This is a genomic window from Micromonospora sp. IBSANI012, assembly GCF_052814045.1.
In genome coordinates, this window is the sequence record NZ_CP199933.1 from 167,746 (window position 1) to 180,108 (window position 12,363).

Sequence of the window (12,363 nt, forward strand, 5' to 3'; positions counted from 1 at the left end):
TGGTCGCACAGCGTAGCCGTCCATCGCCACCGATCGGTCGCCCGCGAGGCTGACCCAGGTGGACCCCACATCCGGCGTACAGACTCGCGCAGTACCCTCTATCGCCATGGGGCACCGCGACGACCTGCGTAAATTCATCTCCGACCTGGCTGTGGTCCACGGCCGGGTGGTGCTCTCCTCGGGCCGCGAAGCGGACTGGTACGTCGATCTGCGCCGCGTCACGCTGCATCACCAGGCTGCACCGCTGGTCGGTCGGGTGATGCGCGAGCTGACCGCGGACTGGGACTATGAGGCTGTCGGCGGGCTGACCCTCGGCGCGGATCCGATCGCGGTGTCGATGCTGCACGCCGCGGCGGAGACCGATCGACCGTTGGACGCGTTCGTGGTCCGCAAGGCGGGAAAGGCGCACGGTCTGCAACGGCGGATCGAGGGGCCTGAAGTGGCCGGTCGGCGGGTACTTGCCGTGGAGGACACCTCGACGACGGGCGGCAGCGTGTTGACCGCCGTCGAGGCGCTGCGCGAGGCCGGGGCGGAGGTCGTTGGTGTGGCGGTTATTGTTGATCGAGGAGCCGGGGACGCCGTACGTGCCGCCGGACTGCCGTATCGGGCGGCCTATACGTTGGCTGACCTCGGCCTTGTGGCGTAAAAATTTGCCGATTCGGATCTGCTGATATGCAGGCGGATCGATGCTGCTGGTGGAAGGATGGAATACGTGGGAACTGCGTTGGCTGAAATGACCATGCCTCAGATCTCGCCGCTTGCCGGCGAGCCGATCGAACGTGCCGATGCCGAGCGGCTGGCGGGGGTCCTCAAGGCCCTTGCCGACCCCGCCCGGCTCCGGCTGCTCAGCCTGATCCAGTCGGCCCCCGAGGGCGAGGCGTGCGTCTGTGACCTGACGGCGCCGCTCGGCCTCTCGCAGCCGACGGTCAGCCACCACCTGCGTATCCTCACCGAGGCCGGCTTGCTGGAGCGGGAGAAGCGCGGTGTGTGGGCCTACTACCGGTTGGTGCCGTCCGCGATCGCCACGATCGCGGATCTGCTGACCCCGCCGCGCAAGCGGGCCACCAAGAAGGCCCGCTGACCTGGTGTCCGCGCGTCGTCCCCGACCGGGGCGACGTCCGGTGACGTACCAGGGGTGGCGTCATCGGGTGGTGACTCCTGTCTGTCACCAGCCAGCTCGCTGATCCGTCCACCGGCTCCTGACGGTGGCACGAACGGCCGGTCCCTTCCGGGGCCGGCCGTTCGTCGTGGGCGAGGGTCAGCGGCCCTGGCCGTGGTCCGGGTAGCGCCGCTCGCCCTGCGGCGGCTGCTGCCGGTACGGGTGCTGCTGCTGCGGCTGGTCGTGGTGCAGGTGGTGCTCGATGGTGTCGCGGACCGCGTCGACGGCACCGGCCGCGCTGGCCGCCGCCACCACCGCGACGGCCTCGCCGCGCTTGCGGGCCTTCCGGTCGCGCAGGAACTCGAAGAAGATCGGCAGCACCGAGATCAGGATGATCAGTGCGACCACCGGCAGGATGTACCGGTCGATCTTGTCGCCGATCGCGTTGTAGATCTGCTCGGCGAGCAGGTAGCCGATCAGCAGGATGCCGTCCACCCAGAGGACGGCGCCGACCACGTTCCAGATGAAGAACTGCCGGGCCGGCATGCCGAGCACGCCCGCCACCGGGTTGAGGAACGTCCGCACGATCGGGATGAACCGGGCCAGCACCACGGCCTTCGCCGGGCCGAACTTCTGGAAGTAGTGCTCCGCCTTCTCCACGTACTCCCGCTTGAAGAGGCGGGAGTTGGGCCGCTCGAACATCCGCCGGCCGTACCGGGAGCCGAGCCAGTGCCCGAGCTGGGCGCCGATGATCGCGCAGATCGGCCCGCCGATCAGCAGCCCGACCAGGGAGAGCCGGGTGCCGTCGCCGAAGATCGCGTCCGCCACTGGTGACGCCGCGACGCCCGCCAGGAACAGCAGCGAGTCGCCCGGGAAGAAGAAGCCGACAAGCAGGCCGGTCTCGGCGAAGAGGATGACCCAGACGCCGATCAGCCCGAAGGTCTGCAACAGCTCCTTGGGGTCGAGCGGATTCAACGCGACCGTCTCGACGACGACCCGGCTCTTCTCACCTGTGTCCACGGCCACACAGGCTACCCGCCCCTCACCTCACCCCGCCCCACCCCCGCCCCCCTCCCGCACCCCCGCGTTTGCGCGCACTTTCAGGGAAAGCGTGGCCATCGAGCGCGAAGTGGCCGCGCTTGCTCGGAGAGTGCGCGGATCTCGGGGGTGGGGGCGGGTTCAGAGGCGGGGGTCGACGGGTTCGGATTCGCAGGCCAGGATGGCGAAGACGAGTTCGTGGCGGCGCCAGAGCGGGGCGTCGTCGGCGAACGCGTCGAGGGCGGCGAGGCCGAGGGCGTGCTCGCGCAGGGCCAGGCCCCGCTTGCGGCCGAGCGAACGGCGGCGCAGCGCGGCGAGCTGATCCGGGGCGGTGTAGCCCGGGCCGTAGATGATCCGCAGGTACTCCCGGCCCCGGCACTTGATCCCCGGCTGGAGCAGCGAGCCGCGCGCCGACCGGGCGGCCAGCCCCGCGTACGGCTTGACCACCATGCCCTCGCCCCCGGCCGACGTCAGCTCCAGCCACCAGTCGGTGGCCGCCGCCACCGCGGCGGCGTCGGCGAGGTCGACCACCTGCCGCCGGGTCGGGGTGAAGAACTCCGGGTCGGCCGCGCAGAGCCGGTCGGCCAGGTCGAGGTGCCAGCCGTGGTCCCGGTCGGCGAAGCTCACGCCCGCGCCCGCCAGCACCGCGAACGGCGCCAGGGTCACCCCGCGCAGCCCGTCGGTCGGCGCCACGTACGCCCGGTAGGCCGCCGAATAGCCGTCCACCTCGGCGCGGCGGGCCGCCATCCGCTCCCGCAGCCCGTCCACCGGCAGCCCCCGGGTCGCGGCGGCATCCAGCGTGGCGAGCACCGCCGGCAGCGCCGCCCGGCCGGCCGCGCCGACGCTGGCGTACTGCTCGCGGATCAGCCCGCCCGCCTTCGCCGACCAGGGCAGCAGCTCGCAGTCGAGCAGCAGCGCGTCGGTGCCCAGCTCGGCCCAGAGGCCGGCGGCGGTCACCGCCGCGCGTACCCGGGCCAGCAACTGCTCGTCGAGCGGTGCGCCGAAGAACGGCCGGCCGGTGCGGGTGTGCACCACGCCGCCGCCGAACGGCCCACCGGTGGGCTCCCGCTCCACCAGCACCACCGCCCGCGAGCCCATGTGCTTCTCCTCGCAGACCACCCGGTCCACGCCCGCCGCCCGGTAGTCCTCGAACGCCTGCGCCGGGTGCTCCAGGAAGCCCTCGACCGTGGCGGTCGAGCAGGGCGCCATGGTGGGCGGCAACCAGACCAGCCGGCCCGGGTCGACCGCGAACCGGCTCATCACCTCCAGCGCGGCGGCGGCGTTCTCCGCCGGCACGGTCAGCGTCCCGTACGCGTGCTCGAGGTGCCGGCGGCCGGTGACGTCCGCCAGGTCCAGCACCGTGTCCGGTCGGGCCGGGGCGCTGACCAGCGGGCGGACCGGGGCGTACCACTCCTTGACCGCCGGGACGGCGACCAGCTCCTTCTCCGGGTAGCGCAGGGCGGTGAGCCGGCCGCCGAAGACGCAGCCGGTGTCGATGCAGATGGTGTTGTTCACCCACTCCGGCTCCGGGGTCGGCGTGTGGCCGTACACGACCATGGCCGAGCCCCGGTAGTCGCGGGCCCACGGGTAGCGCACCGGCAGGCCGTACTCGTCGGTCTCCCCGGTGGTCTCCCCGAAGAGCGCGAACGCGCGGACCCGGCCGGACGCGCGGCCCTGATAGGCCTCCTTCAGGCCGGCGTGCGCGACCACCAGCCGACCGCCGTCCAGCACGAAGTGGCTGACCAGGCCGTCGACGAAGGCGGCGACCTCCGCGACGAACTCCGCCGGCTCCGACTCCAGCTGGGCCATCGTCTCGGCCAGGCCGTGGGTGAGCCGCACGTCCCGGCCGCGCAGCTTGCGCAGCAGCTTCTGCTCGTGGTTGCCCGGCACGCAGATCGCGTGCCCGGCCGCCACCATCCCCATCACCAGGCGGAGCACGCCGGGGGAGTCCGGGCCGCGGTCCACCAGGTCACCCACGAAGACAGCGGTACGACCAGCCGGGTGCACCGCGTCCACCGGGCGGCCCGCGTCGTCGCGGCGCAGCGACCAGCCGAGCCGGAGCAGCAGCGCCTCCAACTCCTCCCGGCAGCCGTGCACGTCACCGACGATGTCGAACGGCCCGGTCAGCTCCCGCCGGTCGTTGAAGAGCTTCTCGTACCGGATCTCCGCGGTCTCGATCTGCTCGACGCCGCGCAGCACGTGCACCTTGCGGAAGCCCTCCCGGGCCAGCAGCCCGTACGTCCGGCGCAGGTCCCGCTGCATCCGGATCAGCACCTGCCGGCCGAAGGTCCGGTCGGTCCGCCCCTCGGTCCGCTCCCAGGCCAGCGCCTCCGGCACGTCCAGCACGATCGCCACCGGCAGCACGTCGTGCTCCCGGGCCACCCGGACCAGCGCGGCCCGGGCGTGCGACTGGAGGTTGGTCGCGTCGACCACCGTCAACCGGCCCCGACGCAGCCGGGTCGCGGCGATGTGGTGCAACGCCTCGAACGCGTCGGCGGAGGCGGACTGGTCGTTCTCGTCGTCGGCGACCATCGCCCGGAACATGTCCGAGGAGAGCACCTGGCTGGGCAGGAAGTGCCGGCGGGCGAAGGTCGACTTGCCCGATCCGGAGACGCCGACCAGCGCCACCAGGGCCAGCTCGGGGATGTCGAGGGTGGTCATCGGCGCTCCTCCTTCCGGTCGGTCGTGGTGTTCTCGGTCGTAGTGCTTTCGATCGTGGTCAGGACGGCCAACTGGGTGGGGGCGCCCACCTCCGGGTCCTCCTCCCCGACGCCGCCGATCGTGGCGGTGTAGCCGTACGTCGCAGCCACCCGCCCGACCCAGTCGGCGAACTCGGCGCGGGTCCACTCGAAGCGGTGGTCGGCGTGCCGGAACCGCCCCGCCGGCAGCCCCTCGTAGCGGACGTTGTACTCGACGTTCGGCGTGGTCACCACCACGGTGCCCGGCCGGGCGTGGCCCAGCACCGCGTCCTCCAGCGCCGGCAGCCGGGGCGGGTCGAGATGCTCGATCACCTCCATCAGCACCGCCGCGTCGTAGCCGCGCAGCCGGTCGTCCCGGTAGGTGAGGGCGGACTGCCAGAGCCGGATCCGGTCGCGCTGCCGCTCCGGCAGCCGGTCCAGGCGCAGCCGGCGGGCGGCCAGCGTCAGCGCGTGGGTGGAGACGTCGGTGCCGACGACCTCCGTGAAGCGCCGGTCGGCGACCAGGGCGGTGAGCAGCGCCCCGCCACCACAGCCGAGGTCGAGCACCCGGGTCGCGCCGCTGGCTGCGAGCGCGGCGAGCACCGCCTCGCGCCGCCGTACCGCCAGCGACGCCCGCCCCGGTCCGGCCGCGTCCGTCGTCACGGCCGCTCCGCCTTCGTGTCCCGCTGCACCGGCCTCGCTCTGCGGGGTGCCGGCGTCGGGTCCGGGCACGTCGGCCACGGGTCGCGGGTCGGCCGGGGGCTCGTCGATGCTGTCGTCGGGCAGGGGCTCGTCGGCGAGGCGCAGCTCGGTCAGCCGGGCCAGCGCCTGCCCGGCCAGCGCCCGCCGGTGGGCCAGGTAGCGACGGGTGATCAGGGCCCGCTCCGGGTGGTCGGCCAGCCAGCCCGCGCCGGCGCGGAGTAGCTTGTCGATCTCGTCCGGTGCCACCCAGTAGTGCTTCGCGTCGTCCAGGACGGGCAGCAGGACGTACAGGTGGTTGAGGGCGTCGGCGACCCGGAGGGTGCCGGTCAGGACGAGGTCGACGTACCGGCTGTCACCCCAGTCGGGGTGCTGCTCGTCCAGGGGGATAGGGGTGGCGGTGACCGTCCAGCCCAGCGGGGCGAAGAGCCGCCCCGCCACGTCGGCGCCGCCGCGGCAGCGCAGCACCGGCACCCGTACCTCCAGCGGGATCGCGGTGCCGGCCAGCTCCGGGCGGTCCCGGGACTCGCCGCGCAGCGCCGACCGGAACACCGTGGACAGTGCCGAGGCGAGCAGGCTGGACGCGGCGTACGCCCGGTCGTTGACGTACTGCCCGAGGGTGAAGCTCTCCGGGGTGCTGGCCTGCCGGCGCCCGCGACCCCGACCCGTGCCGAGCCGCTGCGGGTCGATGTCGACCAGCAGGGCGGCGGTGCACCGCTCCTCGCCCGCCTCCGGGTAGAAGACGTGCGCGGTGCCCGCCGGGAGTTCGAACGACTGGACCCGGTCAGGGTGCTTGACCAGCAGGTACCCGAGGTCGGTCGCCGGCCGGTGGGTGGTGGTCAGGGTGAGCAGCACGGGCTCATGGTCTCAGGGGTTTCGATCTTGCGTCGCCCTGTTTTTCTCCCTGTGGGTGGGGCTCCCCCGGAAACCGACGGGGTTGAGCGGCGTGCGCCGGCTCAGGGTGCTGCCGGCGTGCTGCTTCTGGTTCGGGATCTGGGTGGTGCTGGTGCTGGTGCTGGTGCTGGTCCGGGGTCGGGTCAGGGGCGGACGTGCTGAGTGGAGGACAGGTTGGCCGGCGGTCTGCCCTCGGCGGGGACGGCGGCGCCCCGCCGACCTGGGGTCGACGGGGCGCCGGGTGGTGCGGGGTGAATCAGGCGACGAAGCGGGTCCGGCGGCGGCGGGCCACCACGTAGCCGCCGACGCCGGCGGCGAGCAGCAGGCCGCCGATGCCGGCGATCAGGCCCGTGTTCTCACCGGTGATCGGCAGCGAGCCACCGTCGCCGCCACCGTTGCCACCGTCGCCCGGGTTGCCGTTGCCCGGCTTGATGACGACGGCCGCCTCGTTGTTGTCCGCCTTCGGGTCGCCGTCCAGGTGGGTGATCACCTTGCCGGAGGTCGGCCCGGTCAACTTGTCGATCCGCAGGGTGAACGGGTACGAGCCGCCCACGCCCGGCTCCGGGTCCCCGGCGGAGATGCAGCCGTACAGGTCGGCGCCCGGCTCACCCGCGTGATCCCAGGGATACCAGGGCTCCTCGCTGTCCTTGTCGTACGGCGCGCACTCCTCCGAGACCTCGATCGCCTCGGTGCCCTGCGGAATCTCCACGGTCACGATCGGCTTGGTGAGCCGCCAGCCGTCCACCGTGGCGGGACCCAGGTTCGTGAAGCCGGCGGTCACCGTGACCTTGTCGCCGACCTTGCCGGTGGCGGTGCCGCCCACGGCGGCCAGGTCGGCCCAGTTGTCGCCGCCGACCTTGATGTCGACGACCGTGAAGTTGTTCGACTGGTCCACGTCGGTCTGCGGGACGGACGCCTGCCGCGCGGCCGGCAGCTCGACCAGGCTGAGCTTGTCACCGGTGCCCGGGGTGCCCGGCGGCAGCGGGAACCCGGGATCGTCGATAATCTGGGCCCAGTCGTCCTTGGTCAACCAGTCGACGTAGTTCTGCAGCGTGCTGCCCGTACGGGCACCCTTGTCCAGCTTGACCGGGAGCTTCTCCGAGAGCCGGTAGCTCTTGCCCGGCTCCAGGTCGGTGTCGAAGGTGCAGATGACGGCCAGGTACTCGATGTCTTCGCAGTTGCTGAAGTTACCGACGTACGAGCTGAGGTAGTCGGCCTGCAGCCGCAGCACCGCGCCGTGCGCCGTGTTGTCGCCCGAGTTGCGGACCACGTCGCCGGTCAGCCCCACGGTGGCGCCCGGATCGCCGTCGACCGTGGCCTCCGGCTCGGACTGGAGGTCGACGCCCTCGGCGATGGTGACCGTGACGCTGCTGCTGGCCGCCTGGCCGCCGCCGGTCGCCTTGATGCCCAGCTCGGCCTTTTGCCCGGGCTTCGCGTCCGCCTTGGCGGTCAGGTAGTAGTCGAGGCTGGGCACGCCCCACTCCTCGGCCTCCGCCTCGCAGTGCAGGGTGTCGCCGGAGGGGACGCACTCCCAGTCGGAGGTGGCCAGCTCGATGGTGGCGACGTCGTTGACCTCGGACAGGTCCAGGTCCAGGGTCGCGCTCTTCAGCTCTTCCTCGCCCGCGATGTACGTGGCGATGAAGTTGTACGTGGTGTGTTCCGGGGCGACGAGGACGTCCCAGGCGGCGATCTCCAGGGGGTCCGCCGCGTGGGCGGGGGTGGCGGAGGCGGCGACGATCGCGCCTGCGACGCCCAACCCGGCGAGCCAGCGCCGGGTGGAGTGCGTGAGCATTGGGGGTTCCTCCCGTGGGGGTGTCCAGGTGGAGCCTGCGGATCTTAAGGACTCCTTAAAACACCGCGTCACCCCGAATGGCGTCCGGAGCAGGCAAACGAGCCGAACGGCTGAGCATCTTCGGCGCATCGGGCGGACCATGGCGACGCCCCGTCGCCAGGGCGGCGACGGGGCGTGACGCGGCGCTGGTCAGGCGATGAAATCGGTGCGTCGGCGGCGGGCCAGCAGGACCCCCGTCGTACCGGCGGCGAGCAGCAGCCCGCCGACGGCCAGCGTCAGGGCGGTCGATCCGCCGGTGATGGGCAACGAGTCGTCGCCACCGCCGTTGCCGCCGGTTCCGGCCGCCGGCACGAGCACGATCTCCGCCCGGTCGTTGGCGGGGTCGGTGTCGGCCTCGACATCGATGGTCACTCGCCCGGCGGTTGGCCGCGGCAGCCGGTCCACCCGCAGGGTGAAGGAGTACGAGACGGTCTCGCCGACACCGGCAATGTCGCCCGGGCCGCTGCAGCCGTACTCCCGGGCCCCGGGTTGGCCGAACGTGTCGCCGGGTTTCCAGGGGCCGGCGCCGATCGGCGCGCATCCCCAGTGCACCTCGATCGCAGTGGTCCCGTCGGGGATGCGGAACCGCACCAGCGGGATCTCCCGCCAGGTCTCCACCGCCGTGGGCCCGAGGTTGCGGAATCCGGGCGTCACCGTCACCCGGTCGCCGACCTTGGCGCTGACCCGCCCCCCGACGGCGGCCGCATCCGCGGTCCGGTCGCCGGTGACGGTGATGCTCACCGCGGTCCAGCTGTTCCAGGCGGCGGTGTCGGTCTGCCGCGCCGTCGGCTGCGCCACCAGGCGCAACTCGTCGCCGGTGCCGGGGGTGTCCGGTGGGAGCGGCACGTCCGGGTCCTGCTCGACCAGCGCCCAGTCGTCGGGGGTCCACCACTGCAGGCGGTTGGGCAGCACGAGGCCGCTGCGCAGGAGCGTCCTGAGGGTGAGCGGCAGCGGTGCCGACAGCCGGTAGCTGACCCCGGGCGCCAGTTCGGTGTCGAACCGGCAGATGGTGAGCCTCGCCTCCTGGCGTCGACAGTTGCGGAAGTTGTCGGCCGACAGGACGTCCATGTCGGCGTCGAGGGTCAGCACCGCGCCGTGCACCGGCACCGGGCCGGCATTGCGTACGGTGCTGGTCAGGTCGACGGTGCCGCCGGGTCCGGCGCGCAGCGCGGTCTTCGGCTCGGTCACCAGGTCGACGCCCTCGACCACGCTGACCGTGATCTTCCGGGTGGCCGTGCCGACGGTCGAGGAGCCCGTTACGGTCAGCTCGGCCCGCCCGTCCAGCGGGGCGTCGGCCCGCGCGGTGAGCCGGAAGTAGAGGGTGGGCGTCCGGCTCCACCTGCCGAAAGCGCCCAGGCAGCGCAGGGTGTCGGCGCGCCGGACGCAGTCCCACCCGCCGTCGTCGGTCACCGTGAAGGTGCCCAGCGAGTCCCACTCGGACAGCTCGATGTCGAGGGTCACCGGGCGGCCGTCGGGGGAGGGGTAGCCGTCGAAGTCGACCCGTACCGCGCCGGGAGCGGTGTGTCCCGGGGCGACCAGCAGGTCCCGGGCGGCGATGCGGAGTTCGCCGGCCGCGATCGCGGGACCGGCGGTGGCGGCCAGGAACGCGCCCGCGACGGCCGCGCCGGCGAGCGAGCGCCGGATGGAGTGCCGGAGCATCGACTGTCCTCCCCTATTGATTGCGGAGCGTGGCCAGCCTCTCACGGATGTCACTCGCCGCCGGCCTGCCGCGCCCGGCGAGCGGGCGGCGCAACGTTTCGGGCGCCCACTCCCGTCATCAGGGTCGGGACACCGGGAGGTGCAGTGACGTACGAGGAGTTCGCCGACTCGCGGCTGACCGCGCTGCTGCGGTACGCGGTCATGCTGACCGGCGATCCGCACCAGGCGCAGGACCTGGTGCAGGACACGATGGTCCGGGTCCAGCTGAACTGGCGGAGGGTGGCCCGGGCGGATTCCCCGGAGCGCTACGTGCGCCGGATGCTGACCAACCAGTACGTCGACTGGCGGCGGGGCTCCTGGATGCGTCGGGTGCTGCTGCGCGGCGAGCCGGACGAGTCCGCGCCGCCGGCCGCCGACCACGCACAGGACGCCGTGGACCGGGACCAGGTCTGGTCCCTGCTGGCCCGGTTGCCCCGCCGGCAGCGCGCCAGCCTGGTGCTCCGCTACTACGAGGACCTGCCGGACGCGGAGATCGCCGAGGTTCTCGGCTGCGCCGTCGGGACCGTCCGCTCGTCCATCTCCCGGGCGCTGGCCACGCTGCGCGCCGAACACCTGGAGGTCTGCTCATGACCGTCGAGGAGGAGCTGCGGGCCGCCTTCGCGCGGCACGAGTCGCTCACCCCGCCGGCCGGGCCGCTGCGGGCGGCCGTCGACCGGATCGTCGTACGCCGTCGTCGCCGGCACCGTCGGCTCCAGGCCGGGGCCGGCGCGCTGGCGGTGCTGGGGTTGCTGGGCCTCGCGGTGCCGCGGGTCGTCCCGTCGCTCGGCGGGCACACCGCCACCGCGGAGTTCCTCGCCGACCGGGTCGCGCCCGGCGGCGCGCTGAACGTGCTGCTGGTCGGGGTGGACGGTGCCCCCGAATCGCGGGTCCACGGCGCCGATTCCGTCCGCCTCGCCGACTCGGTGCTGCTGGTGCACGTCCCGGCGGACCGGAGCCGGCTCTATCTCGTGTCGCTGCCGCGCGACCTGATGGTGGCGATCCCCGGGCACGGCACCAACAAGCTGAACAGCTCCTTCCAGTTCGGCGCCACCGCATCGCGGCCCGACCTGCGCCGGGGCTACGACCTGACCCGTCGGGTGGTCGGCGACGCCACCGGCGTACGCATCGACGCCGGCGCGGTGTTGACGTACCCGGTGCTGCGGCGACTCACCGACGGCGTCGGCGGGGTGGAGGTCTGCCTGCCGGAGCAGGTCCGCTCGGTGCACACCCGACGCGTCTTCCCGGCCGGCTGCCAGCGGCTGGACGGCACCGGCTCGGTCGACCTGCTCCGACAGCGTTACGGCATGACCTGGGGGGCCCAGGACCGGGACCGCAACGCCCAGCGCTACGCGGCGGGGCTGGTGCGGCAACTCGACAGTGGGGGCGCCCTGCACAATCCGGTGGCACTCAGCCGGCTGTTGGCCGTACTCGGCCCGGACCTGGTCACCGACACCGCCGACGCCTCGCTGCCGGACCTTCTCGCGCGCACCGTGCAGGCGTCCCGGGCCGCCCCGGTCGGCCTCGCGCTGCCGACCGTCGAATCGCCGAAGCGGCCGGGCAACCTGCTGCTCGACGAGCGCGCCGCACCGGCCCTGCTGACCGCGCTACGCCAGGACCGGCTGGCCGAGTGGGCGGCGGCGAACCCCGACCGGGTGACCGCCCTGGGGTCTCAGCGGTAGTCGTCCTCGTCGCCGGTGACCACCCGGGCCTGCTCCATCGCGTCCCAGTCGCCGACCTCCAAGCCACGGTGCGGCTCGGTCTCGGCGTCGCCCGGGTCGATCGAGGCGGCCTGCTCGACCGCGTCGGCCGGCTCGGCCTCCAGGTCGCGCTCCTCCGGGCTGAGGTGGTCGCTCGGCGCGAAGTCCTCGTCGGGCTGACCCATGGTCCCTCCCTGGTTCCGGCGGACTACCCCCCACACCGTACGGGCTGCGCGGCGCGGGTGCCCGGTGGGCGCGGCATGCGGACTCGGTGGATCGTCCCACCGGGGCCTCCCGGCGGTGCCAGGATGGGGGCGTGGGCTTCCTGATCCGGCTGGCGATCACCGCGGTCGCGCTGTGGGTCACCACGCTGATCGTGCCCGGCGTCGACGTGACCGGCCGCAACGGCGCCGAGACGGCGTTCACCCTGATCGTGGTGGCGCTGATCTTCGGCGTGGTCAACGCCGTGCTCAAGCCGGTCATCAAGGTGGTCGGCTGCGTGTTCTACCTGCTCACCCTCGGTCTGATCGCGCTGGTGGTGAACGCGCTGCTGTTCCTGCTGACGGACTGGATCGCGCGGGGGCTCGACCTGCCGTTCCGGGTGGACGGTTTCTGGGCCGCCTTCTGGGGGGCCATCGTGATGGCGGTGGTGAGCTGGCTGATCAGCGTCGCCGTACCGGACAGTCTGGATGACCGGTGAGGGGAGGCGGTTGTGCCGGCCGCCACCTT

At 72.9% G+C, this 12,363-nt stretch carries 11 protein-coding genes; 5 read left to right on the forward strand and 6 right to left on the reverse strand.

Going from position 1 to position 12,363, the window contains the following annotated elements; genetic code table 11:
- Nucleotides 1-106 precede the first annotated feature (106 nt).
- The gene (gene pyrE, locus ACTWM8_RS00840; protein WP_154940739.1) at nucleotides 107-646 is read left to right on the forward strand and encodes an orotate phosphoribosyltransferase; all 540 of its coding nucleotides are present in this window, start codon (nucleotides 107-109) and stop codon (nucleotides 644-646) included.
- A gap of 57 nt (nucleotides 647-703) precedes the next feature.
- Nucleotides 704-1,081, forward strand: a complete 378-nt coding sequence (locus ACTWM8_RS00845; protein ID WP_007454255.1) for an ArsR/SmtB family transcription factor — start codon at nucleotides 704-706, stop codon at nucleotides 1,079-1,081.
- A gap of 177 nt (nucleotides 1,082-1,258) precedes the next feature.
- Here ACTWM8_RS00845 and ACTWM8_RS00850 read toward each other — a convergent pair whose 3' ends face one another.
- The 5 genes from ACTWM8_RS00850 to ACTWM8_RS00870 all read right to left on the reverse strand — a co-directional run bounded on the left by ACTWM8_RS00850 (nucleotide 1,259) and on the right by ACTWM8_RS00870 (nucleotide 9,898).
- Nucleotides 1,259-2,125, reverse strand: a complete 867-nt coding sequence (locus ACTWM8_RS00850) for a DedA family protein (RefSeq protein WP_446212112.1) — start codon at nucleotides 2,123-2,125, stop codon at nucleotides 1,259-1,261.
- 153 nt (nucleotides 2,126-2,278) lie between these two features.
- Nucleotides 2,279-4,798 (reverse strand): polynucleotide kinase-phosphatase, encoded by a 2,520-nt coding sequence (locus ACTWM8_RS00855; RefSeq protein ID WP_446212113.1) that lies wholly within the window; start codon nucleotides 4,796-4,798, stop codon nucleotides 2,279-2,281.
- Nucleotides 4,795-6,369: a 3' terminal RNA ribose 2'-O-methyltransferase Hen1 gene (locus ACTWM8_RS00860; RefSeq protein ID WP_446212114.1), complete on the reverse strand. Its 1,575-nt coding sequence runs from the start codon at nucleotides 6,367-6,369 to the stop codon at nucleotides 4,795-4,797. The genes ACTWM8_RS00855 and ACTWM8_RS00860 overlap by 4 nt, the downstream gene beginning before the upstream one ends.
- A gap of 295 nt (nucleotides 6,370-6,664) precedes the next feature.
- On the reverse strand, nucleotides 6,665-8,200 hold the full coding sequence (locus ACTWM8_RS00865) for an LPXTG cell wall anchor domain-containing protein (protein ID WP_446212115.1): 1,536 nt from the start codon (nucleotides 8,198-8,200) through the stop codon (nucleotides 6,665-6,667).
- A gap of 189 nt (nucleotides 8,201-8,389) precedes the next feature.
- Nucleotides 8,390-9,898: an LPXTG cell wall anchor domain-containing protein gene (locus tag ACTWM8_RS00870; RefSeq protein WP_446212116.1), complete on the reverse strand. Its 1,509-nt coding sequence runs from the start codon at nucleotides 9,896-9,898 to the stop codon at nucleotides 8,390-8,392.
- 144 nt (nucleotides 9,899-10,042) lie between these two features.
- On the opposite strand from ACTWM8_RS00870, the gene ACTWM8_RS00875 reads away from it, so the two are divergent.
- Both ACTWM8_RS00875 and ACTWM8_RS00880 read left to right on the forward strand, forming a co-directional pair.
- Nucleotides 10,043-10,528 carry a SigE family RNA polymerase sigma factor gene (locus ACTWM8_RS00875; RefSeq protein ID WP_446212117.1) on the forward strand — a complete coding sequence of 162 codons (486 nt, stop codon included), beginning with the start codon at nucleotides 10,043-10,045 and terminating at the stop codon, nucleotides 10,526-10,528.
- Nucleotides 10,525-11,616 (forward strand): LCP family protein, encoded by a 1,092-nt coding sequence (locus ACTWM8_RS00880; protein WP_446212118.1) that lies wholly within the window; start codon nucleotides 10,525-10,527, stop codon nucleotides 11,614-11,616. Before ACTWM8_RS00875 ends, ACTWM8_RS00880 begins: the two co-directional genes overlap by 4 nt.
- Here ACTWM8_RS00880 and ACTWM8_RS00885 read toward each other — a convergent pair.
- The gene (locus tag ACTWM8_RS00885) at nucleotides 11,607-11,819 is read right to left on the reverse strand and encodes a hypothetical protein (RefSeq protein WP_334572268.1); all 213 of its coding nucleotides are present in this window, start codon (nucleotides 11,817-11,819) and stop codon (nucleotides 11,607-11,609) included. The two genes, ACTWM8_RS00880 and ACTWM8_RS00885, sit on opposite strands and share 10 nt — an antisense overlap.
- 131 nt (nucleotides 11,820-11,950) lie before the next feature.
- Here ACTWM8_RS00885 and ACTWM8_RS00890 point away from each other — a divergent pair, with 131 nt between their 5' ends.
- Nucleotides 11,951-12,334, forward strand: coding sequence for a phage holin family protein (locus ACTWM8_RS00890; RefSeq protein WP_446212119.1), 384 nt, complete (start codon nucleotides 11,951-11,953; stop codon nucleotides 12,332-12,334).
- Nucleotides 12,335-12,363: the final 29 nt, after the last annotated feature.